This window comes from Limisalsivibrio acetivorans, assembly GCF_000421105.1.
GTDB classification, from domain to species: Bacteria; Chrysiogenota; Deferribacteres; order Deferribacterales; family Geovibrionaceae; genus Limisalsivibrio; species Limisalsivibrio acetivorans.
Genome location: NZ_ATWF01000001.1, coordinates 1,706,412 through 1,730,450, shown reverse-complemented (window position 1 = coordinate 1,730,450; position 24,039 = coordinate 1,706,412). Strand labels below are relative to the sequence as shown.

The 24,039-nt window shown below is 50.7% G+C and carries 25 protein-coding genes; 14 read left to right on the top strand and 11 right to left on the bottom strand.

All coding sequences use genetic code 11. The features are described 5' to 3' along the window. Genes htpX through fmt form a run of 3 tightly spaced genes read right to left on the bottom strand, consistent with a single transcriptional unit; the run spans nt 1 to nt 2,548 of the window. The gene (gene htpX, locus K300_RS0108200) at nt 1-855 is read right to left on the bottom strand and encodes a zinc metalloprotease HtpX (RefSeq protein ID WP_022851188.1); all 855 of its coding nucleotides are present in this window, start codon (nt 853-855) and stop codon (nt 1-3) included. Further along, nucleotides 856-1,635, bottom strand: a complete 780-nt coding sequence (locus K300_RS0108195; RefSeq protein ID WP_022851187.1) for a DUF116 domain-containing protein — start codon at nt 1,633-1,635, stop codon at nt 856-858. Further along, the gene (gene fmt, locus K300_RS0108190; protein ID WP_022851186.1) at nt 1,613-2,548 is read right to left on the bottom strand and encodes a methionyl-tRNA formyltransferase; all 936 of its coding nucleotides are present in this window, start codon (nt 2,546-2,548) and stop codon (nt 1,613-1,615) included. Before fmt ends, K300_RS0108195 begins: the two co-directional genes overlap by 23 nt. A gap of 103 nt (nt 2,549-2,651) precedes the next feature. Between fmt and K300_RS0108185 the strand changes: the two genes are divergently transcribed. From K300_RS0108185 to K300_RS0108150, 8 genes are all read left to right on the top strand, one after another. Beyond that, complete coding sequence (locus tag K300_RS0108185; RefSeq protein ID WP_081646932.1) at nt 2,652-3,578, top strand: DUF2860 family protein; 927 nt, start codon at nt 2,652-2,654, stop codon at nt 3,576-3,578. Between the two features lie 148 nt (nt 3,579-3,726). Continuing rightward, nucleotides 3,727-3,948 carry a 4Fe-4S dicluster domain-containing protein gene (locus K300_RS0108180; RefSeq protein ID WP_022851184.1) on the top strand — a complete coding sequence of 74 codons (222 nt, stop codon included), beginning with the start codon at nt 3,727-3,729 and terminating at the stop codon, nt 3,946-3,948. Beyond that, nucleotides 3,945-4,994, top strand: a complete 1,050-nt coding sequence (gene vorB, locus K300_RS0108175) for a 3-methyl-2-oxobutanoate dehydrogenase subunit VorB (protein WP_022851183.1) — start codon at nt 3,945-3,947, stop codon at nt 4,992-4,994. The genes K300_RS0108180 and vorB overlap by 4 nt, the downstream gene beginning before the upstream one ends. A 14-nt stretch (nt 4,995-5,008) precedes the next feature. Then, nucleotides 5,009-5,749, top strand: coding sequence for a thiamine pyrophosphate-dependent enzyme (locus K300_RS0108170; protein WP_022851182.1), 741 nt, complete (start codon nt 5,009-5,011; stop codon nt 5,747-5,749). Further along, nucleotides 5,746-6,294: a 2-oxoacid:ferredoxin oxidoreductase subunit gamma family protein gene (locus K300_RS0108165; protein WP_022851181.1), complete on the top strand. Its 549-nt coding sequence runs from the start codon at nt 5,746-5,748 to the stop codon at nt 6,292-6,294. Before K300_RS0108170 ends, K300_RS0108165 begins: the two co-directional genes overlap by 4 nt. 203 nt (nt 6,295-6,497) lie before the next feature. Then, the gene (gene pta, locus K300_RS0108160) at nt 6,498-7,487 is read left to right on the top strand and encodes a phosphate acetyltransferase (RefSeq protein WP_022851180.1); all 990 of its coding nucleotides are present in this window, start codon (nt 6,498-6,500) and stop codon (nt 7,485-7,487) included. Nucleotides 7,488-7,510: 23 nt separating this feature from the next. Further along, nucleotides 7,511-8,761, top strand: a complete 1,251-nt coding sequence (locus K300_RS0108155; RefSeq protein WP_022851179.1) for an acetate kinase — start codon at nt 7,511-7,513, stop codon at nt 8,759-8,761. 348 nt (nt 8,762-9,109) lie between these two features. Further along, nucleotides 9,110-9,481, top strand: coding sequence for a hypothetical protein (locus tag K300_RS0108150; RefSeq protein ID WP_022851178.1), 372 nt, complete (start codon nt 9,110-9,112; stop codon nt 9,479-9,481). Nucleotides 9,482-9,552: 71 nt separating this feature from the next. Here K300_RS0108150 and K300_RS16195 read toward each other — a convergent pair whose 3' ends face one another. The 3 genes from K300_RS16195 to K300_RS16885 are packed head-to-tail and all read right to left on the bottom strand — an operon-like array spanning nt 9,553 to nt 12,673. Then, a complete protein-coding gene (locus tag K300_RS16195; protein ID WP_022851177.1) occupies nt 9,553-10,443 on the bottom strand; it encodes a GGDEF domain-containing protein in 891 nt (296 codons plus the stop codon). Nucleotides 10,444-10,448: 5 nt separating this feature from the next. Next, complete coding sequence (locus K300_RS0108140; protein ID WP_022851176.1) at nt 10,449-10,889, bottom strand: response regulator; 441 nt, start codon at nt 10,887-10,889, stop codon at nt 10,449-10,451. 2 nt (nt 10,890-10,891) lie between these two features. Next, the gene (locus tag K300_RS16885) at nt 10,892-12,673 is read right to left on the bottom strand and encodes an ATP-binding protein (RefSeq protein WP_022851175.1); all 1,782 of its coding nucleotides are present in this window, start codon (nt 12,671-12,673) and stop codon (nt 10,892-10,894) included. Between the two features lie 127 nt (nt 12,674-12,800). On the opposite strand from K300_RS16885, the gene K300_RS0108130 reads away from it, so the two are divergent. From K300_RS0108130 to K300_RS0108120, 3 genes are read left to right on the top strand one after another with little or no spacing between them, the layout of a single operon-like run. Further along, on the top strand, nt 12,801-13,250 hold the full coding sequence (locus tag K300_RS0108130; protein WP_022851174.1) for a hypothetical protein: 450 nt from the start codon (nt 12,801-12,803) through the stop codon (nt 13,248-13,250). A 25-nt stretch (nt 13,251-13,275) separates the two neighbouring features. Then, nucleotides 13,276-14,814 carry a flagellar assembly protein A gene (locus K300_RS0108125; protein ID WP_022851173.1) on the top strand — a complete coding sequence of 513 codons (1,539 nt, stop codon included), beginning with the start codon at nt 13,276-13,278 and terminating at the stop codon, nt 14,812-14,814. Between the two features lie 7 nt (nt 14,815-14,821). Continuing rightward, nucleotides 14,822-15,223: a SoxR reducing system RseC family protein gene (locus tag K300_RS0108120; RefSeq protein ID WP_022851172.1), complete on the top strand. Its 402-nt coding sequence runs from the start codon at nt 14,822-14,824 to the stop codon at nt 15,221-15,223. 2 nt (nt 15,224-15,225) lie between these two features. On the opposite strand, the gene hisD is transcribed toward K300_RS0108120, so the two are convergent. The 3 genes from hisD to K300_RS0108105 are packed head-to-tail and all read right to left on the bottom strand — an operon-like array spanning nt 15,226 to nt 19,911. Next, on the bottom strand, nt 15,226-16,488 hold the full coding sequence (hisD, locus tag K300_RS0108115; RefSeq protein ID WP_022851171.1) for a histidinol dehydrogenase: 1,263 nt from the start codon (nt 16,486-16,488) through the stop codon (nt 15,226-15,228). Beyond that, entirely contained in the window at nt 16,478-17,539 is a 1,062-nt protein-coding gene (locus tag K300_RS0108110) for a sensor domain-containing diguanylate cyclase (protein WP_022851170.1), read from the bottom strand. The genes hisD and K300_RS0108110 overlap by 11 nt, the downstream gene beginning before the upstream one ends. Beyond that, a complete protein-coding gene (locus K300_RS0108105) occupies nt 17,539-19,911 on the bottom strand; it encodes a DNA polymerase (RefSeq protein ID WP_022851169.1) in 2,373 nt (790 codons plus the stop codon). The genes K300_RS0108110 and K300_RS0108105 overlap by 1 nt, the downstream gene beginning before the upstream one ends. A gap of 182 nt (nt 19,912-20,093) precedes the next feature. Between K300_RS0108105 and K300_RS0108100 the strand changes: the two genes are divergently transcribed. Then, complete coding sequence (locus K300_RS0108100; protein WP_022851168.1) at nt 20,094-21,194, top strand: branched-chain amino acid aminotransferase; 1,101 nt, start codon at nt 20,094-20,096, stop codon at nt 21,192-21,194. A gap of 474 nt (nt 21,195-21,668) precedes the next feature. Here K300_RS0108100 and K300_RS0108095 read toward each other — a convergent pair whose 3' ends face one another. Further along, on the bottom strand, nt 21,669-22,655 hold the full coding sequence (locus K300_RS0108095; RefSeq protein WP_022851167.1) for an NAD(P)H-dependent glycerol-3-phosphate dehydrogenase: 987 nt from the start codon (nt 22,653-22,655) through the stop codon (nt 21,669-21,671). Nucleotides 22,656-22,746: 91 nt separating this feature from the next. Here K300_RS0108095 and K300_RS0108090 point away from each other — a divergent pair, with 91 nt between their 5' ends. Next, nucleotides 22,747-23,028 carry a late competence development ComFB family protein gene (locus K300_RS0108090; protein ID WP_022851166.1) on the top strand — a complete coding sequence of 94 codons (282 nt, stop codon included), beginning with the start codon at nt 22,747-22,749 and terminating at the stop codon, nt 23,026-23,028. A gap of 25 nt (nt 23,029-23,053) precedes the next feature. Continuing rightward, on the top strand, nt 23,054-23,539 hold the full coding sequence (locus tag K300_RS0108085) for a hypothetical protein (protein ID WP_022851165.1): 486 nt from the start codon (nt 23,054-23,056) through the stop codon (nt 23,537-23,539). Here K300_RS0108085 and K300_RS0108080 read toward each other — a convergent pair. Further along, nucleotides 23,529-23,867, bottom strand: coding sequence for an ArsR/SmtB family transcription factor (locus K300_RS0108080; RefSeq protein WP_022851164.1), 339 nt, complete (start codon nt 23,865-23,867; stop codon nt 23,529-23,531). The genes K300_RS0108085 and K300_RS0108080 overlap by 11 nt on opposite strands. Between the last annotated feature and the right edge of the window lie 172 nt (nt 23,868-24,039).

Genomic DNA, 24,039 nt, shown 5'->3' with positions numbered 1-24,039 from the left:
TTATCTTGCCATATCCTCCAGCCTTTTCACACGCTCCTCAACGGGGGGGTGCGTGGAGAAAAGGTTCATCGCCTTTCTGGCGGAGAAGGGGTTCATGATAAACATATGCGCCGTTGCAGCGTTACCCTCACGCATGGGGGCTTCCTGGGCTCCTTTGCTTATCTTGCGCAGTGCGCTGGCAAGGGCCTGGGGCTTTCCGCAGAGTGCCGCTCCTCTGGCATCCGCCTGATACTCACGGGATCTGGATACGGCCATCTGAACAAGCATGGCAGCTATGGGTGCCACAATCATGGCGACTATGGCGCCAGCCGCACCGAGGGGGTTGTCCTCTTCATCGCCGTTCATTCCGCCGAAGATAAAGGACCATCTCGCCCAGTCTGCAAGGAGCATAACAGCTCCAGCCATTGTGGCGGCGATGGTTCCTATGAGTATATCCCTTCCATATATGTGGGCAAGCTCGTGGGCAATAACACCCTCGAGTTCGTCGTCGTCAAGCATGCGCACGATACCTGTGGTAACGGCAACTGCGGAGTTCTCAGGGTTGCGTCCTGTGGCGAAGGCGTTGGGATTTTCGTTGTCGATGACGTAAAGCCTCGGCATGGGGAGTCCCCCTTTCTGGGTGAGCCTGTGCACGATGGCATAGAGGCCGGGAGCCTCCTGCTCGCTTACCTCGGTGGCCTTGTACATCTTAAGGACGATCTTGTCGCTGTACCAGTAGGAGAAGAAGTTCATTCCAAGGGCGATGATGAAGGCTATCATCATGCCTCCCCTTCCTCCTATGGCGGCTCCGCCTAGTATGAACAGAATCGTTAAAAGCGACATCAGAAGTACAGTCTTCAAACTGTTAGTGGTCATTTATTCTCCCTCTTTAGTGTTGTTTTCCTTTATTATGCGCAAGGTATCTTCTATTTCCGAACACTCGACACGGGTGTTTCTGCAAGGTCCTTCCGGTCGGGTGTTGCAGACGCCGATAACGGGCATGGGGTATGTATCCTTAATCCCGCTCAACAGATCCCTCTCGCAGGCCACCGCTATAATAACTTCGGGGCGAAACTCCTTAACCAGCCTTCTGGCCATAGTTCCGCCGGTGGCGACCCTTATATTCATATTATAATTTTTCCCTAACTGCGCAAGATTTTTGATATCGCATCTTCCGCACTCTATACATTTATAGATATCGTTTGTGAGCTTGAGTTCACAAGTATCGAGCTGGAGGCAGTGGGGTAACAGAACGATGGCACTGCTGAGCCCCTTCCTTTGTATGTTGCGAAAGGCAACGCTGTTGTTCAGGTTTATGAACGCCCTTATGAGGCGGTTCCTGTCAACCTTGAGAAGCTTGCCCGCCATCATGGTCATGGGTAGCAGGATATTCATCGCCGCCCAGCTTGTTCCCGGAGGCATAAGCCCGGCTCTGCCCGTATAAAGGCTCAGGGAGAACAGCAGTACAGCACCGATACTCCCTGCGAGAAGAGCAGTGAAAATTGCGGAGACTATCCAGACGGCAGGTCCGGGAAGCCCCTCTGCACCATAAACAGCCAGATACCATATGATAAGGAGCAGGCAAATTCCGACTGCGGATGCCAGAGCAAAGAGCCCCCAGAAAATCTTTTGTTCAGGACTCCTCTTTTCCTGCAAACCTTGAACCCTCCTCCAGCTTAACTCCGGCAAGGAAACTGCCCGCAGGCATACGTTTCTTACCTTCCATCTGGAGGTCCTTTATCTTGAGGGCGCCGTCACCGCATGCGATGGAAAAGCTCTTCTTGTTTATATCGAAGATCGTGCCCGGTTCAATGCTTTTCCCTGAAACGGGATCGGCGCCATAGAACTTAAACATCTTCCCTTCAAGGTATGAATGGGCCGCTGGCCATGGCTGAAACCCTCTGATGAGCCTTTCGATCTCCTCTGCGGGTTTGTTCCAGTCTATGAGTCCGTCCTCTTTCTTCATCATGGGGGCGTAGGTGGAATCCTCATCCTTCTGCTTCTCGGGCGTTATGGAATCGAATTCCTCGACGGTCCGCACCAACAGCTCTGCGCCGGTGACGGCGAGCTCCGAGAGCAGGTCCTCGGTGGTTTTTCTATCTATGGGTGTTGCGGCGGTTTTCAGCATATCTCCGGTATCGAGGCCCACATCCATAAACATGGTGGTAACCCCCGTCTCCTTCTCTCCGTTTACGATAGCCCAGTTAACCGGCGCGGCTCCCCTGTATTTGGGGAGGAGGGAGAAGTGTACGTTTATGGGAGCCTTTGCGGGGACATTAAGCACACGTTCGGAGAGGATCTTGCCGTAGGCCACGACGACGAGGAAATCGGGCTTTATCGACTCCAGCTTTTGCATAAACTCTTCGTTGTTTTTGAGCTTTTCGGGCTGGGCAACCTCCAGCCCCTGCTCAAGGGCATATTCCTTAACCGGGGGAGGGCTCATCCTGCGGCTTCTCCCTTTGGGTTTATCCGGCTGGGTGACCACAAGCGGAACCTCATGTCCTGCTTCAACAATTGCTTTCAGTGTAGGAACCGCCGTCTCGGGAGTTCCCATAAATACTATCTTCATCTTGCTTTTCACCTTAAAATTACATACATATTGAGAGCGTTTATTATGCAGTCCAGATTCGTCCCTGTAAAGGGTAATCGGACAATTTACGGAGGGATTTTCCATGAGATTATTGAGCCTTATTATTGTTGTTGCACTCTCTGCTGTGCCTGTTTTTGCTCAGGAGGGACGGTTCTATGCGGATATTTCCGCAGGTGCGGCTGTGTTTAATATCGAAAGCAACCTTTACACCGATAGCGAGAACGAGGAGATAGATTCCCTCGATGCCGATGCTGAGAGCATCTCCACCACAATGCCCGTTCTTGTTTTTGATGCAGGTTACAAAACCAAAGATACTACATACTACATAAAAACCCCCTTTGATGAAGGTGACTACGGTCTTGCCGCTGGCGTTAAACACGACTTCGGTGAGGCGGGGGATATCGATGTAAGCGTTTTCACAAAGCTGGGAAGCGAGGTTTGGGAAAACCCCTACGTGCTCGATCGTGACGCCACCGATGCCGATGTTGCAGGTATCGATGTGACCTATAGAAAGATAGGCGGAACCGGCTTTGAACTTGATTATGCCCTCACAACCATAAGCGTTGATGAGGATAAGGCTGCGGATGCTTATGAGGAGCTGGACAGAAGCGGGCTTGTCCACGACATCAAGCTTGGCTATGCATACTCCGTTGCACCCGGTACAGCCATCGTTCCAGGCATCCGTGTGGAGCGTGGACAGCTTGAGGGTGAGGCGGAATCGTGGCAGGGTTTCGGAGCAGGGCTTGAGCTTCGCCGCTTCTCGAAGACCTATTTCACCAAGATGTCCCTTAATTATAAGAAGGATAACTTTGACGAGGAAAACCCCTACTTCGGCGAAACCAGGGAGGATTCCTCCGTTTCCGGCTTTTTCATGTTCTCATACAGGGGCTTTTCCAACAAAAGGGTGAGTGCAACGCTTCTTGCGTACTACTCTGTGAGCGATTCCGAGATCGACTTCTTCGATTCTAAAGCCTCTGCCCTTGCGGGTGTTCTCGGCTACAGCTTCTGATATTTTTCAATATTGTTAACCCGAAGGGGGGCCGAGGCTCCCCTTTTTTATTTATTTTCCCAATCCCTTCAATTTAAAAAGCTGTTTTTTTATATTGCATAATTATTTTTTTTATTTACAATTTTCATCTTAAACTGGAGGAGTGCCTATGTTGAAAGTTGTTATAAACGGAGACAAATGTAAGGGGTGCGGCCTGTGCATTGAGGTCTGCCCGAAGAAGATTCTCCGTTTTTCCGAAAAGATAAACGCCATGGGCTACACGATGGTGGAATGCACGGATCAGGATCTCTGTATCCTCTGCAAGAGCTGTGCACTCGTGTGCCCCGATCTGGTTTTCACTCTTAATGACGGCAAAGGGGGTAGCGAATGAGCAACAAGGTTCTTATGAAGGGGAACGAAGCCATTGCGGAGGCCTCTATCCGTGCCGGACTTGAGGGATACTTCGGTTACCCGATCACACCCCAGAACGAGTTCACCGCTTACATGTCCGATCATATGCCCAGAAGAGGCAGAGCCTTTGTTCAGGCGGAGAGCGAGGTTGCGGCTATCAATATGGTCTACGGCGCATCCGCCACCGGAGCAAGGGTTATGACATCCTCCTCAAGCCCAGGAGTAGCTCTTATGCAGGAGGGATTCTCCTACATGTGCGGTGCGGAGGTGCCGGCGGTTGTTGTCAATATAATGAGAGGAGGCCCCGGCCTCGGAAATATTGGCCCGAGTCAGGGGGATTACAATCAGGCCACTAGGGGTGGAGGAAACGGCGACTACAGGTTTATAGTTTACGCACCCTCAACCGTTCAGGAGGCTGTGGATCTCACCTACGAGGCCTTCGATGTTTCAGACAGATATAGAAACCCCGTCCTTATCCTTGGCGACGGCGCATTGGGACAGATGGCCGAACCCGTTGTTCTTCCCGAGGATCGTGAGCCAGGCAGGAAAGAGGATGAAGGGTGGGAGCTTACAGGCCCTAAGGATAGAGACCCCAGAGCGGTTATGTCGCTCCGCCTTGCTGAAGGGGGGCTTAAGAAGCATAACTGGGATCTGGCTGAGAAGTTTGAGCGCATTGCGGAGAATGAAACACGCTATGAGCTCACTGGTGAGGATTATGACACCCTCGTCGTCTCCTTCGGTACAGCAGCAAGGGTTGCCAAGAGCTCCCTGCGTGCAGTGAAGGAGAAGGGGGAAAAGGTGGAGCTTTTCAGACCGATCACAGTGTCCCCGTTCCCCTACAAACAGCTTGCCGAGGCCGCCTCCAAGGCTAAAAAGGTGCTTGTGGCGGAGATGAACCTCGGCCAGATGCTCTTTGACGTAAAGGTGGCTGTAGAGGGAAGGGTTCCTGTGGAGTTCATAGGAAGCCCCGGCGGTGAATCGTTCACACCAGAAGAGATCGAAGAAAAGATCCTTTCCATGAAATAAGCGAGGATATATAGATGGCTGTAGTATTTAAGAAACCGGAAAGCATGACGGATAAGACCACCATATACTGCCCCGGATGCAACCATGGAACCATCCACCGCATCGTCGGGGAGGTTCTGGACGAGCTTGAGCTGAGGGAATCCACCATAGGCGTTGCGCCGGTGGGATGCTCCGTACTGCTCTATGAGTATTTCAAAACAGATATAGTCGAAGCCCCCCACGGCAGGGCACCCGCTCTTGCCACGGGGATAAAGAGGGTTCGCCCCGAAAACACCGTATTCTGCTATCAGGGTGACGGCGATCTCGCCTCCATCGGCATGGCGGAGATAATGCATGCGGCAAACCGTGGGGAGATGATAACCGTTATCTTCGTTAACAATGCAAACTACGGGATGACCGGCGGCCAGATGGCCCCCACAACACTCCCCGGACAGCGCACAACAACCACACCCGAAGGAAGGGATGTGGGCTACCACGGTGCACCTTTCCGCATGGCGGAGATAATGGCTGGGCTCGATCCCGTTGTTTACAGCGCCAGAGTGAGCGTCTCCGCACCGGGTAAGATAAATAAGACCAAGAAGGCGATAAAGAAGGCCTTTGAGAACCAGAAGAATAATACCGGCTTCTCCTTTGTGGAGGTTCTTTCCTCCTGCCCCACAAACTGGGGGATGACACCCCTTCAGGGGATCGAGTTCGTTAAGAACGAGATGGAGGGCTACTACCCCCTCGGCGAGTTCAAAGGGGGTAATAAATGATGTTCGACAGCGTTATGGCGGGTTTCGGCGGTCAGGGTATCCTGAGTGCAGGGATGATGCTCGCTCACATGGCAGCCTCCCAGGACTACCATGTTACATGGTTCCCATCCTACGGCGCCGAACAGCGTGGCGGAACGGCGAACTGCAACGTGGTTATCTCCGACATGGAGATCGGTTCCCCCATCGTAACCAGACCGGGGCACGGCATAATCATGAACATGCCCTCATTCCAGAAGTTCGAGCCCCGCTTTGCAGAGGGTGCGAAGGCCGTTCTGGACACCGCTCTGGTGGGTAAAGAGGCGATTACAAGGCAGGATGTCAAGTTTTACGGTATCGGCGCTTCTGATATAGCAAGGGAGCTGGGCAACATAAAGGTTGCCAATATGGTCATGATTGGCGCCCTTCTCTCCGTATCGGAACTTTTTACTCTGGAAACCGCATGCAGTGCCCTTAAACATGCACTTCCCGAGAAGCATCACCACCTTATACCCCTCAACGAAGAAGCCCTGAGAAAAGGGTTTGCTCAAAACTCACTTCTGAACTAAAATAAAACGGGGCGAAGGCATTTCAGGTGCTTTCTCCCCGTTTGTTTTTCACTAATATTCAATAGAACGTCCTTATAAAGGGGGCAGATATGGTTTTTATTGTCAGCATGTTCCTTGTATCGGGATGCTTTGAGAATATTTAACTTGCGCATTTTATGTTAATTACATAAAATCAAAAACTATTCTATTTTCGGAGGTATCCTATGTCTCTCATGAACAAGTTCTGGGATATAGCCAAGACCAGAAACAAGACTATCGTCCTCCCCGAGGGGAACGATGAGCGCACCGTGGATGCGGCGAATGCCATCGTCGAAAACGGTCTTGCAAAAGTAATCGTACTCGGCAAGGTGGACGAGGTTGAGTCTCTGTTCAAGGAGAAGGGCTACGAGGTTAGATGCGAGATCATCGATCCCGAGACAAGCCCCTATCTTCAGGACTTTGCAAGAGCATATTACGAGAAGCGCAAAGCCAAAGGTATGACAGAGGTTGAGGCCCTTGAAGCAATGAAGGATGTTCTCTACTTCGGCTCCATGCTTGTGGAATCCGGCAGGGCGGACGGCGCCGTCACCGGAGCATGCCACACCACAGGGGATGTACTCAAGGCGGCTATCCGTGTTATCGGAACCAAGGCCGGCATGAAAACCGTTTCCAGCTGCTTCATTATGGTAACGCCCAAACCCGAATTCGGCAAAGAGGGTGCGGTGCTTTTCGCAGACTGTGCGGTTAACCCCAATCCCGATTCAAGAACACTCGCAGAAATCGCCAACGCCACAGCGGACAGCTGCAAGGCATTCCTCGAAGTTGATCCCAAGGTAGCCCTTCTCTCCTTCTCCACAAAAGGGAGTGCGGCCCATCCCGATATCGACAAGGTAACCGAGGCGCTCAAGATCGCAAAAGAGATGAACCCAGAACTCGCCATTGACGGTGAGCTTCAGGCGGACGCGGCTCTGCTTGCCAACGTGGGTGCGAAGAAGGCTCCCGGAAGCGACGTTGCCGGACAGGCAAACGTTCTTGTATTCCCCGACCTTGATGCGGGCAACATCGGCTATAAGCTCGTGGAAAGGGTTGCAGGCGCAGAGGCGATCGGACCGATCATCCAGGGTCTTGCAAAGCCCGTTAACGATCTCTCCAGAGGATGCAAGTATATGGATATCGTTAACGTTGCCGCCATCACCGCTGTTCAGGCGGATTAATTAACAGTTCAGGAGGAAGTAAGATGTTTATCCTTGCACTTAACTGCGGAAGCTCTTCCGTTAAATACCAGCTTTTCGACTGGGAAAAGGGCTCTGTGGTGGCGAAGGGAGTTGTGGAGAGGGTCGGAATCGGCGATTCCTTCATAGTCCACGAGGTTCCCGGAAGAGACACCCACAGAGATGAATACGAATGCCATGACCACAGCACAGCTATACAGCTCATCGTTAAAACGCTAACAGGCTCCGACTGCGGAGTTATCAAGCAGATGAACGAGATCAGCGCCGTTGGCCACAGGGTTGTCCACGGTGGAGATAAGTTCGTAGGAAGCGTTAAGATCACCGATGATGTTCTGAAGACCATTGAGGATGTTCAGCACCTCGCACCCCTGCACAATCCCCCCAACCTTGCGGGAATCAGGGCTGCCCAGGGCGTTCTCCCCGATGTTCCTCACGTTGCCATCTTCGACACCGCCTTCCACCAGACCATGCCCGACTATGCATACATGTATGCCGTTCCCCATGAGTGGTACGAGGAGCACGGCGTAAGACGTTACGGTTTCCATGGCACAAGCCATCTCTATGTGTCTAAAAGGGCGGCAGTACTCCTCGGTAAGGACCCCAAGGAGTGTAACATTATCACCATGCACATCGGTAACGGTGTTTCCCACACAGCTATCAAGAACGGCGTCTCCGTGGATACCTCCATGGGGCTTACACCCCTCGAAGGTGCTGTTATGGGAACAAGATGCGGAGATCTCGACCCCGCCATCCCCCTCTTTATGCAGACCCAGCTCGGCGTTGATGCCAAGCAGATGGACAATATCCTCAACAAGAAATCAGGTATGCTCGGCATAACTGGTAAATACACCGACAGGCGTGACATCCTCTCCTGCGATGCTGCGGATACGAAGGACAAGTGCCGCCTCGCCACAGAGATGGAGGCTTACAGGCTCCGTAAATACATCGGCTCATACTATGCAGTTCTCGGCCGTGTGGATGCCATCGTCTTCACCGCTGGTGTTGGCGAGAACGCAGGCGCCATCCGCCAGATGGCACTGGAAGGGCTCGAGGAGATGGGCATCGTTGTGGATAAGGAGAAAAATCTTGCAACATTCTCCAAGCACGGCGAAACCGAGGTTTCCACACCCAAATCGAAGGTTAAGGTCTATGTTATCCCCACAAACGAGGAACTCGTTTTCGTGGAGGACGTTGTGGCCATTCTCAACGACCAGTACAAAGACCATACGGAATACGGATACAGCTTCCTTAAATAGGGAGTGAATGTTTTTTAACGATTAAAGGGGAGCGTTCTGCTCCCCTTTCTTATTCCCAGTATATCAATAGTTTAAATAATTATGGGTTAATTTTCACTTGAATATTTCTCTGCCCGGCGCATCTTTGAGATATGACCCTGAGATGACAGACACCATAAATTGAATATAGATACATAAATCAGCTTATATTTAATTATGAATAAACAGGTATGGAATCATATAAGTGATATGAATACCACTCCAGTCTGGCACAGGGTTTGCATGTAGATAGGCAGGCGGCAAAAGTTAACTCAGATCTTTTCAACCCCGGCCGATTGGTATGTTATAATAAAACTGGAGGGTAAAACTATGAGAGTGAAAACACTGGCCCTGCAGGAAACGAAACTTGAGCAGAGAGCAGAGATAGGGCGGCTCAGTGTTCACATAGATGACAGATTCGGAAACTGGCGAATCGTCAGCGAGAGTGCTGATCCCTACGTTATAGAATCAGGCGGTGTCCGCCTTATCGCAACAAAGCTCGATTTCCTTTTCGATGACAGAGCGTCCTTTGAATGGTTCCACGATAAAGTGGAGGAAGGTTTCGGCGTTGTCCTTGAGCGTTATGAGGACCAGGGCTTCAACCTTGATGACATCTTCGATGTTGCCCATATTGTAAACGGCACTGGTGAGATTATAGATATCCCGGACTATGTAAGTATGGGTGCGGCGGTATCTAGATAATCACAGTTTAACGAACACATATAAAGAAAACCCCGGCGTTGGTTCATCCGGGGTTTTTTTGTTTCTATAATCTATCTCTGCTTATTCTTTTTCTTCTTTTCCTCATACATCAGATCGTCCGCATGGTCCATAAGCTCTTCCAGGCTTTCGAAGGAGCTTTGGTTGTAGAAGGCGACGCCGATGCTTATGGAGAGGGTGTAGTCCCGTTTTCCCGATTCGTTCAGCCGTTTCACACGCTTGTCGAATCTGTCACGAACAAGCTTAACCGCCTTGTCGTCATCCACAAGCATGGCGGCGGCGAACTCATCACCCCCCAGCCTCGATAAAATATCCGATTCGCGGAAGGTCTGCATCATGATATCCGCAGTGTCTATGAGGGCGTTGTCACCCTCTTTATGGCCGAGGTTGTCGTTAATCCATTTCATACCGTCCAGATCTATGAAGAACACCGCAAACTTTTTGTTTGCCCGCCTGCTAACCTTGAGCAGTTCCTCTGCCTGGAGCATGAAACCACGCCGGTTGTTAAGCTTGGTGAGCTCATCACGGAAGGACATTTTATGCAGTTCGGCGATGGTCTTTTGTCTCTCTATGGCATAGTTTACCGAGCGGTTCAGCACCTTTTCGTCGATCTGGCCCTTCACAAGATAGTCTTGAGCCCCTTCACGTACGGCGCTTAACGCTATGCTTTCATCATCGTTACCGGTAAGCACCACAACGGGCACATCGGGGTAGGCCGCAGAGAGTCTGTAGAAGCTGTCCATGCCGAAGCTGTCGGGCAGAGCCAGATCAAGGAGGACAACATCGAACTTCTCCTTGGAAAGGTACTGCATCCCGTCCTCGAGCTTATCGGCGTGTATAGGAGCAAACTCGCACCCTTCCACATCCTCCAGCATAACCTCTATAAGGCGTGCATCGCCGGGATTGTCCTCGATAATAAGTATCTTTACAGGTTTTTCGCTCATTGTGTTTAATCCTCCGGCAGCCGCACAAGGTTCAGCCAGAAGGCCTCGATTGTTTTGACCACTCTGTCAAAATCGTCCAGATCAACCGGTTTCTTAATATAGCAGTTTGCATGAAGGCTGTAGACCTTCCTTATATCATCCTCAGATTCGGAGGTTGTAAGCACTACAACGGGGATCCTCCGAAGGTCTGAATCCTCCTTTATCTCCTGCAGAACCTCACGCCCGTCCTTCTTTGGCAGGTTGAGATCGAGCAGGATGAGATCGGGGCGGGGTGCACTGAAGTACTCATCCTTTTTGGTAAGAAATTTTATCGCAGCGTTACCGTCCCGCACAATAGTAATATTGCAGGGGGTATCGCTCTCCCGGAAAGCTTCCTGGGTGAGGCGTGCATCCCCGGGGTTGTCCTCCACAAGAAGTATCTCTACTGGTCTGGTTCTGTCCGCCACTTCTACTCCTTACCCGGCAGTGTGAAAAGGAATGTGGAGCCCTCGCCGCTGATGGATTCCACAGTTATTTCGCCGCCGTGCCGTTCGACGATCTTCTTGCATATCGCAAGCCCTATACCCGTTCCGGGGAACTCATCCCTTGTGTGCAGTCTCTGGAAAATTACGAAGATCCTCTCCAGATACTTCTCCTCTATGCCTATGCCGTTATCCTTAACACCGAAGCGGAAGAACTTGCCCTTCTTTTCGGTGAAGATCTCAATCTTCGGTGTCTCCCCCTCCTTGCGGAACTTGATGGCGTTGCCTATAAGGTTCTGGAAGAGCTGTACCATCTGGGAGCTGTCCGCCATAATTGTGGGGAGCTTTCCGTGCTCTACAACAGCACCCGTCTCTTCTATGGGAGCCTTGAGGTTTGCCTTCACCATATCAAGGACATCGTTCATATTTACATGGGTAAACTCTTCACCCTTCGTCCCGACCCGGGAGTATTTGAGGAGATCGTTTATAAGAACCTGCATCCGGTTTGCACCGTCCACGGCGTAGTCTATGAATTCGATGGCGTCCTCGTCCAGCTTGTCGGAGTATCGTTTTTTGAGGAGCTGGGTGTAGCTTGCTATCATGCGGAGGGGCTCCTGCAGATCGTGGCTTGCTATGTATGCGAACTGTTCAAGCTCTTCGTTGGAGCGTTCCAGCTCGTCCGTTCTTTCGCCGAGCTCCTCCTCCCTCTGCTGGAGTGATTCCGCCATGGTGTCAAAGGCTCTGGCGAGCTGTCCCAGCTCACCCATACCGTATTTGAGTCCTGTTCTTGCGGTCAGGTCACCCTCGGAGATCTTCTTTGTCGCCTTAACAAGGGCGTTTATCCTTCTCATGACGAACATACCACCCCCTATCCATGCGGATATGAGGAGAAGTACGCTGAATGCCACCCATACGGTTATATAGAAGAAAACCTTGTCCACTGCACTGTAGGCGGATTCCTTCGGGATACCCACCAAGAGCCGGACGTTGGTTTTCAGGCTTGAAAGGGTGGTGAACCCGAAGAGGCGTTCCACTCCGTTCAGCCCTATGGCGGTGAACATGCCGTCACGTTCGTTCTTCAGCTTATCCATGGCACTCTGGCCTATCCCTTTGCCAATGAGCCCTTCGGCGTCCGGATGCCTCGCCAGTATCTTTCCATCGCTGTCCACAACGGTCATGGTCGCCCCTTCGGGGAGTTGGGATTCCGCCGCTATCCGGTTGAACCATGAGAGGTTGAAGGAGGCGGCCAGTATCCCGTTCAGCTCGCCGCTTCTTCCCGTTACGGGGTAGGCTAGGGTGAACTCTGTGGCGCCTGTCACGAGGCCGAGCTTATATGTGCCGAAGTAGAATCCGTCCGCAGAGGCGGCCTGGGTGAACCATTCGGTGTTGGTTGGTATGCGTGATATCGTTATCGGTCTGCCGGAGCAGACGATGCGTCCAGAGTTGTCTACGTAAATGATGTTCTCGTATCTGCTGTATACATCGAGGAGGCCGGAGAAGAGATCCGAACATTCCTGCTCACGTTTATCTGTTATCTGAGGGAGCCTCGAAAGCCCTATGAGCAGGTGCCTTGTTCCGTTTACAGCTCCGTTGTTGTGCTCCGAGGCAAACATGGCAAGCCTGTGTGCCTCCTCCAGAGCCCTGTCCACCTCGTAGCGCACCTCGGACATCGCCGTAAAAAGAAGAACGGCAAAGGCGGGCACAACAGCAAAAAGAACAAGGGCGAGCAGTCTGATGCGTATTCCCGAAAAACCTTTTATGAAAGCCAAATGGACCCCTCCGCAGCTGATAATGAGAGTCTACACGACCACCCCGCACAATTCAACACCCTTGACACTGTGCGCAATCAAAGACTACACTTTAAAACCCGTTCAGGGGTATTATTATGGAAGGTATATGAGAGCAGAAGAGAGCTGGTATTTTCACAGAGCAGTAACACTCTCCCGGGCTATGTTTCCGGGGGTTTTTCTATATTTCCTTTTTGCAGTGGCGACGGAAGCCTTTGACTGGAATATCTTTATCTATACAGCAAAGGATACAGTCACCTCCACGGGCTATGTTCTGACGTTTTTCGCCGTGCTTACTTTTCCTGCGGCCAGAGTTATCGAAAGGCTTATGAGCAGAGGTACACCCGGAGGGGATGCACTTTTTAAGAAACTCTACTATGCAACCCTTATCAATCTGGGTATCGGTGAGATACATTCGGTTTTCGGCATAGTTCTATACGTTATGAGCGGGGATGTAAGGTACTTTTTCCTTTTCTTCAACCTAGGCCTGCTACATATTATAGTTAGTTCCCCCAGAGAGAAACGCTGGGACGCATATACAGAAGATATAAACAAGTAGAACACCTTATTCAGCGGAGAACGGTATGGCCGTTTCTGGAAAGACAACTATCCGATCCTATTCCAAATGCTCCCGAACGGAGCTCAAGCGTATTATCGCCTATAACTACGGCTGTGACCCTGAGAAATGTTCCATTCGTGATATCGAAGGGGGAAGGCTTGAGGCGGAGCTCCCCGAAATACTCCCCATCGATTCAAAGGTTGAGGTGAAGAAGGGGAAGGACTCCATGTCCGCCGAGATCTATCTGTATCCGGCCCTTGCCGGTGGTGAATGCTTCACCATAGACGGTCTCACAGATATCCTCGAATACGATGAGGGGCTTTGCCGTGAGCTTTTTGATATGGAACTTCTAGAGAACCTTGCCGAAGCGGTTGCCGAGGGCTTTGTTGTGCAGGGTGAGGTTTTCATCCGTGGATACGATGCGAAGCACGGCATTAACGGCTGGTATGAGAAACACTTTGCCGATCTTAAGCCCGTTCCCGAAGAGGATGAGCACGGGAGGGTGGATTTCCGCAACCTCCTGAGCATTATAAACGTAAGGGAAGGTGAGCCTCTCATAACTCTGCATCCTCCCACAGACGGTGAGGCGGGTAAGAACATCTTCGGCAAGGAGCTCCCGGCACTGAAAGGAAAGGCGGAGTATATCAGCGGTGTCCGGGGTGTCCGTATGGATGAGGAGACGGAGACGCTGGTGGCCGATCGTGACGGCCATGTGCTTTTTGACGGTGAAGAGGTTATTGTCAGCCCTGTTTACGAGGTTAAGGGTAATGTCGATCTCTCCGTGGGTAATGTGGAGTTCAGCGAGACTGTGATAATCCATGGCGATGTTCTGCCCGGTTTCCATGTCAAAGGGAGGGATATCAGGGTATTCGGCATTGTGCGTGATGCTGTGCTTGAGGCGGCGGAGGATATCTTCGTTAAGGTTGGAATCAAGGGTGGCAACAGCCGTATCAGTGCCGGACGTAACGTTACTTCGGGGTATATTGAGAACGCCCATGTCTGCGCAGGTGGAGATATTGAGATACTTCGCCACTGCTACAACTCCACATTAACAGCCGGCAGGGGGATCTATGCCACGGGGAGCAAATGTGTTGTATGCGGTGGACACTATTCCGCCTTTGAGTGCTTCGAGGCTAAGTGTATAGGCGCCCGGAGTGTTTCAGGTTTCACCATAGAGGTGGGGATACGACAGGGGCTGGAGGAGCAGGTTCAGGCGTTGATGAAGAACAAGGAGGAGCTCGGCGAGCTTCTGCGTGATGCGGATGGACGGATAAAGGAGCTTGCGGCGAAGAATAATCGAATCCATGAGAATCCAGGGCTCAAGCGTGTTATCTCCGCAAGGAAGCTTCTCCTCTCAAGATACGAAGGGATGAGCGACAGGGTCGCAGAAGCAATTGAGGAATCGCTTCACCCTCAGCCGTATATTGCGGCTCTTGATACTATTCACGAGGGTGTGAGTCTCAGGATATATGGAACAGAGCTTAGGTTATCTAGCAATATGAAAAAGGCACGTTTTTACTTTGACAAAGATAAACAGGGGATTATGTTTACTGATCATGAATAACAGCTTAATGACCCATAAGGGAACAGTAATAGAAGAGGACAAAGGTAAGGGTGCACTCATTGAGGTTTACCGTGATTCCGGTTGCGGATCCTGCACAGAGAAGCATTCCTGCGCCATGAACGAGAGCGGATCGGTTACATTCCGCATCAAGGACATCTCCCTCAGAGAGGGTGATACCGTTAATGTGGAGATCACAAAGAAGGAGTTTTACCGCTCGGTGGGGCTGGCCTATATACTGCCTGTGGCTGTAATGCTTGTTGTGGCTATAGCTCTGGACAGTATACTGGAGGGCAACCCCAGCGGCGAGATTATAACCGCCGGATTCACTCTATTCTCCCTCGCCGCCTATTTCTTCATCCTCTGGAAGTATCTTGGCAAGAAGGAGACCACCCGCTTTACGGTGAAGTAGACCTACTTCCTTCTTGAAGTTGCCGAGTTGCGGTGGGCGATGAGTTCCTCATGCTCTGCGAGGGTGACGATGGCGTCCATATCCTCCATGAGCTGTTCACGGCTGTAGTAGAGGATACTGGATCTTTTGATAAAATCGTAGGCCCCTAGGGGTGAGAAGAACCTTGCCGTTCCCCCTGTGGGGAGCACATGGTTGGGCCCTGCGATATAGTCCCCGACAGGCTCCGGAGTATTCTCACCGAGGAATATTGCGCCCGCATGCTTTATCTTGAGCATAAGCTCCATCGGTGCGGATACGAATAGCTCAAGGTGTTCCGGTGCGATGGAGTTGGAAAGCTCTGCCGCCTCGTCCATATCATCAACGACGATAACTGCCCCGTAATTCTCGATGGACTTCCTTGCTATATCCTTCTTGGGAAGCTCATTCAGCCTCGTATGGACACATTTCTCAATCTCTTTTGCTAGCGCTTCATCGTCCGTTACGGCGATGGAGCTGGCGAGCTCGTCATGCTCCGCCTGGGACAGCATATCGGCAGCCACCTTATCCGGATCCGCAGAGGAATCCGCTATGATAAGGATCTCGCTGGGTCCCGCTATCATGTCTATGTCCACACGTCCGAAAACGAGCTTCTTAGCAAGGGCAACGTAAATATTACCGGGGCCGACTATCTTGTCGACCCTGGGGATCGTTTCGGTTCCGTAGGCGAGGGCGGCCACTGCCTGGGCTCCCCCTGTGCAGAAACCTCTTGTTACTCCAGCTATATGAGCCGCCGCAAGTACAACGGGGTTTACACTGCCCCCTGTAGCGGGGGTGGTCATAACAATATCCTTAACACCCGCAACCTTTGCCGGAAGGACGTTCATCAAGACGCTGGAGGGGTAAACCGCCTTGCCCCCCGGAACGTATACCCCCACCTTTTCCAGAGGGGTTACCTTCTGGCCGAGGAATGTGCCGGGGGATTTCTCGTACATCCATGTCTTTTCGAGCTGGCGGGAGTGGAAATCGGTGATATTGTCTCTGGCCTTTATGAGTGCTTTCTTCAGCTCCGGATCAAGATTTTTGGCCGCATCCTCCATCTCTTCCGGCGTTATCTCAAGCTTGCCTGAGTAACCGTCGAATCTCTCGGAGAGCCTTCTAAGCTCGTCATCACCGTTTTTTCTTACATTCTCTATTATTTCCATAACAGCAGGTAGATACTGTTCATCGAAGCTCTCATCCCTGCCAAGAATCTTTTCAAGTTTTTTATCGTCTCTTCTAATTATCATCTTTAAGCTTAAACCTTCCTTTGCCGCTGCGCTTGGAGTCGTATAGCCTTGTATCTGCGATTCGAACGAGGTTTTCGGCATCACTGGTCTTTTCTGCATCGCCGGGTACAGATGCGCTGCCTCCGCTTATGCCAACCCGGCCGTGATAGCCGTGTTTTTCAAAGACCTCCGTGGCCACCCCCTCTATCTTCTTTACAACCATGTTGAGGTTTATGTTCTCTGTGTCGGGAACGATTATGTAGAACTCATCCCCGCCGAAGCGTCCGACTATGTCGCTTGCTCTTAGATTATCGCGTAAGCCGTCCGCAAGATCACGGATTACCCGGTCACCGGTGAGGTGCCCCTCTGAATCATTAATGGTTTTGAAGTTGTCTATGTCAAGCATTATGAAATGAAACCCGTTGCCGTAGCGTTCATACTGGTTAAGGAGCCGTTTTATCAGCTCCGCCATAGCCATCTTGTTCTGGCATCCGGTAAGGAAGTCTGTTCTGGCCTGACGGTAGATAACCTCGGTGCTGTACATCTTTTTAAGGGCCACCATAACGACAAAGGAGAGCTCACGGAGGAAGTCCACCGAGGCGCCGTCTCCGAAGCGTGTTTTGTCCGAGCTGTACAGGTTAAGGCTTCCGATGATGCGCCCTTCGTCAACGATGGGGGCGATAAGGTATGAGCCCATCTGTTCATAAAAGTTGAACTCGCTTATGACGTTCATTACATCCTTGCCGTAATAGGGCCTTGTTTCGAGGAAGAAATACTTGAAAACCTTTTCGGGGTAGAAGACAACCTTGTTTGTATAGTTGTCCGTTTCTCTGTCGAAATCGAGGATATCGCTGTTAAGAAAGAGCACCGCTGACTCAATGTCGAATATCTCCTCAAGATAGGCAATCGGCTTCTCTATAAGATCAGCTATACTGTTGGAGAGGAGAAAGGAGTATTCGATAACCCTGAAACCGCTGTGTTTCGCTTCGTTCTCACGCACACGCTCAATCAGGCTGTTTATCTCATCCTTGAGTTCTCTGTTTTCTTTGATGATATTTTCAAGTCTTCCCATTACTTCAGTTCTCCGAGGTTTTTTTCTGTGGATCCGTTTACCACAAGGGGAACGTCCAGTTCGATGACTGATTCCATTATAGAGATAATTTTCTCCTCAAATTTATCGGCCAAGTCTGAATTAACTTCAAAAACAAGTTCGTCATGGAGTTGAAGAACGAGGTGTGCGTCCAGTTCCTCTTCCTTGATATACTCATCGCACCGTAGCATGGCAAGCTTTATGATATCCGCCGCCGAGCCCTGCATACGGGTGTTTGTGGCCACTCGCTCGCCACGCATGGCAACTGTGCGGTTCCGGCTCTGTATATCGGTAATGAAGCGTTTACGCCCCAGAATTGTTTCCGCATAGCCGTTTTTTTTGGTTGATTCGGTGGTTTTTGCGATGAAATCCTTAACTCCGCTGTATTTCTCGAAGTAGCGGTCTATGAACTTCTGCGCCTCCTTGGGGCTTACCCCTGTATCACGGGAGAGGCCGTAGGCGGAGAGGCCGTATATAATTCCGAAGTTAACAGCCTTGGCAAGCCTCCGGCTGTTTGAATCCACATCCTCCTCATCCATTCCGAAGACGAGGGAGGCTGTCTGGGTATGGATATCAAGCCCTTCCTTATAAGCCTTTATGAGGGTTTCATCTCCGGTAAGATGGGCGAGTATGCGAAGCTCGATCTGGGAGTAGTCGAAGGAGGCGAAAACGTATCCATCCTCCGGTGTGAAGGCGGAGCGTATCGCCTTTGCGTGCTCACCCTTCTGGGGGATGTTCTGCATGTTCGGGTGGTTGGAGGATAGCCTCCCTGTGGCTGTGCCTGTCTGCTTGAACTCCGTATGCACACGCCCGGTATCTTTGCTTATGTAGTCTATGAGGGGCTTGGTATATGTGGATACAAGCTTGTTGAGTTCCCTGTAATGGAGGATGTTGTCTATGGTTTCTGTGTGATCGGGATTGTATGCCTTCATCTCCCGCAGTGCCTCTTCGGAGGTGGAGTAGCCCGTTTTCGTTTTCTTTGTGGGTTTTATGCCCAGCTCATCAAAGAGAAATGCGGAGAGCTGCTTTGGTGAGTTCAGGTTTATGTCGTGGCCCACTGTATCGGTGAGCGAGCTTTTCAGCTCCTCCAGCTCCTTTTCGAGCCTGTTGGTGACCTCTTCGAGCTTCTCCGCCTCAAGGCGTATGCCCTTATGCTCCATCTCCGCCAGTATGCGGGCAATGGGGAGCTCGAGGGTTTCGTAGAGCTCGTTCAGATCGTTGTCGCTAAGGGATCTCTCCTCTGCCTTGAATGAGTTGAGGCATTTAGTTACGAACTCGCCTGCGGGCTCATCCTTCTGGGGGCGAAGCCCTCCGCCGTCGGGGTCGTTCATCCAGCTTATTAGCATCAGATCACGAACGCCTTCGGGTATCTCGCCTGTTTTTCGGTATATATTTTTAATATCGTAGCACTTTTCTGTTGCTTCCGGTGCTTTGGTCTCGGTGTAGTGCTTGTCGTCCGCAGCATAGAAACTGCCGTTTATGCAGACGGTTATCGCAGGCTTTTCCACATCCCCTTCGCTGAGAGACTCGCTCTCCTTTACCTCGCCGAAGAGCCGTTCCTGTATGGTTCTGAGCTCAAGCTCCGAAAGCTTTGATGCCAGAGCATCGTCATCCTTATCAGGGGAGGGGATTTTAAGATCCTCAACACGGCGGAGCGTGGCGAGGTCACGGCTCAGATACGCCTTCTCTTTATCATTCTCCAGCTTCTCTTTGAGCTTACCCTTTATACTGTCTATATTTTCATACACTCCGTCGAGATCGCCATGTTCCAGCAAGAGTTTAACGGCTGTTTTCGGGCCGACACCCTGAACGCCGGGGATGTTGTCCGATGTGTCGCCGGCTAGTGCGAGCATATCGAGTATCTTAGATGGGGGTATGCCGAATTTCTCCTCAACCTTCCCCTCGTCAATCGGTTCATGAGCGGAGGGATCGTAGAGCTTAACCCTCTTTGCGGCGAGCTGGTGGAGGTCCTTATCCTTTGTGGCGAGGTATACCTCCATCTCCGTATCGGTGAGGGTGAACATAACATCGTCCGCCTCGTACCCCTCAACGGAGAGCATAGGTATACCCATCATAGGTATCAGCTCACGCAGTGCTTCAAGCTGGGGTATCATGTCCTCGGGCATTCTTTCCCTGGTGGCCTTGTAGTCCTCAACCAGTTCATCGCGCCATGTTTTCCCCTTTGCATCGAATACAACGATGGTCTCCTCCGGCTTAAGCCTGTCTTGGATGGAGATAAGGAACTGGAGGAATCCGTGGATAACCGCAGTGGGGAATCCAGTGCTGTTCGTAAGCGGGGGGGATTTGTGAAATGTTCTGTATGCTATATAGTTACCGTCGATTACAAGTCGCATAAAAAAATACCTGCTTTTTGGCAGTATTGTAAAATATATCACTTGATTTGTATACGGCTTTAAATTAAACAGGGTTTTATGCTATTGACATTCTAGCTGAGTTTAATTAGACTATAGTAAGTTAAGGGAGCTTTAAACCGCAAGAGGCGGTAGGCTTAATACTAATCATATCGGAGTAGTTTATGGAGATATCACTAAACCTCAAGAATGAATCGGAAAGGAGAACGGAGCAGTTCGTTCCCGAGGGTCCTTTGAGTTTCGGCCAGCTCAGGACGGATCATATGTTCATCGCAGAGTATAAGGGTGGTGAGTGGCAGGATGCTCGCATAGTGCCCTACCAGAATTTTTCCATTGCTCCCGGTGCGATTGTCCTTCATTACTCCCAGGAAGTCTTTGAGGGTGCGAAGGCATTCCTCCATGATGACGGCGAGATATACACGTGCCGCTTCGAAAAGAATGCCCAGAGGATGAACCGCTCCTCCGCAGTGGTGTGTATGCCCGAGATACCTGTGGAGATGCAGATGGAAGCGGTTGAGGCTCTTATTGATGTGGATAGGCTCTGGTGTCCCGTTCAGGACGGCGCATCAATGTATATCCGCCCCTTTGTTTTCGGAACACAGGATATGCTCGGCGTTAAACCCAGCGATTCGTATATATTCTCGGTGATACTCTCACCCAGCGGTCCTTATTATCCCAAAGGATTCAGCGAGCCTGTGAAGCTCCTTATCACAGACCGTTTCCACAGAGCCGCCCCCGGTGGAACAGGTGCATCCAAAACAGGCGGAAACTATGCCGCGTCCATGCGTGCAGGAGAATACGCCTACAGCAAGGGTGCCAATCAGGTGCTTTACCTCGATACCACAAATACCTATATCGAGGAATGCGGCGCCATGAACCACTTCCACGTTATGAAGGATGGAACGGTCGTTATCCCCGAATTCACCGATACGATCCTCCGCTCAATTACCTCTGAAAGCGTTATGGAGCTTGCACCCGAACTGGGGATCAAGGTTGTGCAGGAGAAGGTCAGGATAGATGACTTCATCAAAGGCGTGGAGAACGGAGATATTGTCGAGGCCGGCGGCTTTGGAACTGCGGCCGTTATCTCTGCGGTCGGAACATACCTCTTCGAAGACGGACGTGAGATCACAGTCGGAGATGGACAGATTGGTCCCGTAAGCCGGAAGATCTACGATGCCTACACGGGTATCCAGAGAGGGCTCCGTGAGGACAGCCTCAACTGGCTCCGCAAGGTCGACAGGCGATTCGTCTACGATTTATAGAAAAGACTTAAGGGGAACTTTTTAGGGAACAAAGTTCCCCTTAACAACCCCTCAAAAACTCCTTTATCTTTATCTATCTGAATAATTTTCCATCCATGAAATCTTATGCTAATCACACCTTTGAGGTTGATACGCAACAGGCTTCCATGGTGAGGTTGATACGCAACAGGCTTCCATGGATGGAAGCCCTGAAGGCGAAACTAAATTGAATTGTATTCAATTTATGTAGCCGAAAGTACGAGAGGGCAGGGTTTCCCTGCCCGAACAACGATGGAATTTCCATGGATGGGAAATTCCATAGATAAAATAAAGACAGCCCTGAAGGCAAAACTAAATTGAATTGTATTCAATTTATGTAGCCGAAAGTACGAGAGGGCAAAGTTTCTTTGCCCGAACAACAATGGAATTTCCATGGATGGTAAATTCCATAGATAAAATGATGGTAAAGCTAAGCTCCCTGCGTCTATATTAAAATTACTCTTCCCTGAGCGGGCGCTCCATGAGTGCCATAACGGAGTCTTTGGGATTTTTCCCTTCATAGATAACCTGATAGACTTCGTTGGTTATGGGCATTTCGATCCCGTGTTTAATGGACATTTCATAGGCCGCTTTGGCGGTGTAGACCCCTTCTGCCACCATATTCATTTTCCCGGTGATATCGTCGATGGTGTGCCCTTCGGCGAGCTTCAGGCCCACCTGACGGTTACGGCTGAGATCCCCTGTACATGTGAGCACCAGGTCCCCCATGCCGGAGAGGCCCATGAAGGTTTCCGCCTTGCCGCCGAGTGCGACGCCGAGTCTTGCTATCTCTGCCAGTCCACGTGTAATGATGCCGGCCCTTGCGTTATGCCCGAAGCCGAGTCCGTCCGATGCTCCGGCAGCGAGTGCGATAACGTTTTTCATTGCTCCGCCTGTTTCAACTCCAATGACGTCGTCGGTGTAGTAGCATCTGAATGCCGGTGTGGAGAGTGCCTCCTGCCAGCGCTTTGCCATTTCTTTGTCTGGATTTGCAATGCTCACAGCCGTTGGCTTTCCGGCGGCTACCTCCTTTGCAAAGGAGGGTCCTGAAAGTATGCTGTAGTCCGCCTCGGCGGCCTCTTCCAGCATGGTTACAACGAGCTTCCCCGTTGATATCTCGATTCCCTTTGTGGCGATGATTATATGTTTCCCTTTGAGAACTTCTGCATTCTCCATGGCGAGCATTCTTGAGAACTGAGTGGGAACTGCCCAGAGAATGCTGTCTGTGTCGATTTTGCTGATATTGTTGAATGTGTCGCCGCTTACAGTATCGGGGAGCCTGTTTCCGGGGAGGAATAGGCAGTTTTCGTGCTTCTCATTTATGCAGTCTGCAACCTCCTGCTCAAGGCTGTAGATAGTTACTTCATATCCGTTTGAACCGAGCTGGGAGGCGAGTGCGGTGCCCCAGCTCCCGGCGCCTATTACGGCTATTTTATCTTGCATGGCTGATCTCCGGGTGATATATCTTATTATAGCGCCATGCCTCAAAGGGAGGCATCAGCGGAGTATTAACTACCGAATAGTAAGGGGAATTATGAGCAAAATCAACTACTATGACGTCGAGGCGATCCGCAACATAAACGAAAAAAGGGTGTGGGACATGCTCCCCTTCTTCCTTGAGAGAAATCCACACCTCTGCACATGCGGTAACTGTGTTCTTGATATTGTCGCCATCGCCCTGAACAACCTGAAGCCTGTTTATCAGGTATATGAGGAGAGTGTGGATTTGGCCAGGGACAAGGTCAGCGATGAGGAGATCTACCGCCAGCTAACCAACGGTGCCAGAATCGTCCACGAAAACCCAAGGCATTCTTGAGGTTTTCCTGAGAGAGGGGGGCTAATTGAAAAAACTTTTCTGTATAGTTATCACACTTGCCGTGGCAGTATCCGTATACGCTTCGGATTTTACGAGATTCTTTCCATACCTCATAGATATAGAAGGCTGGATGGCTGCCGATGCACAGGGTGGAGTTATAGAGCTTCCTGAGGGTGAGAGGATAGTTACAGCTTCAAGAGACTACATGAAGAGATCATCCAGGCTCCGTGTTATGGTTATGGATGGGAGTGCGGCTGTGTGGAAAGCTGTGCAGGAGGATGGTGCTGATAATGTAACATCTGTGGGGACTATCGAAGGTTTCTCTGTATACAAGACAATAAATCCATCTGCAAAAGCGGGTTATATTGTTGTGCCCTTGATGCGCAACTATAGTGGCGGTGGTGTTTCAAGGATTGCCACCTTTGAGTTTAGCGGCCTGGGTGAGGGAGAAGCAGAGGATACAGCCTCAATGTTTGACTGGCAGGGGATGGCCGATAATGTCAGTTTTTAAAGCATACGTCCTTTGACACTTCATTAACCTTCTTGCGGTCGTTCAGGAAAGTTTCGTCATTCTCAAGATGCTTCTCAATGGTATCAAGGATATCGTTAACTAGGAGTGTCTCCTCGCAGGAAGAATATACAACCCAGCGCCCGTCCTTTTTATCCTTAATGATTCCTGCACTTTTCATGACCTTAAGATGGGATGAAATGGTCGATAGAGCGATATCAAGGATAGCGTCAATCTCGCATACACACATAGGGCGAACACGCAGCATCATGGCGATTCTTGCTCTGTTTTCATCGGCAAGAGCTTTAATAATTTCAACGGTCTGTTTCAAACCCGCCTCCAAAATTAAAAGTATTCTATACTCCTGCAAGTAAAGTGACGGTTAATAAAATATACTTTACGATGGTAGAGTATAAATATACGATATACTATATCAGCAATAGAATGTCAGAAAGTAGGCGTTTTGTCGATATATTTAAGTAGCTTTTTACAAAGATGATGAA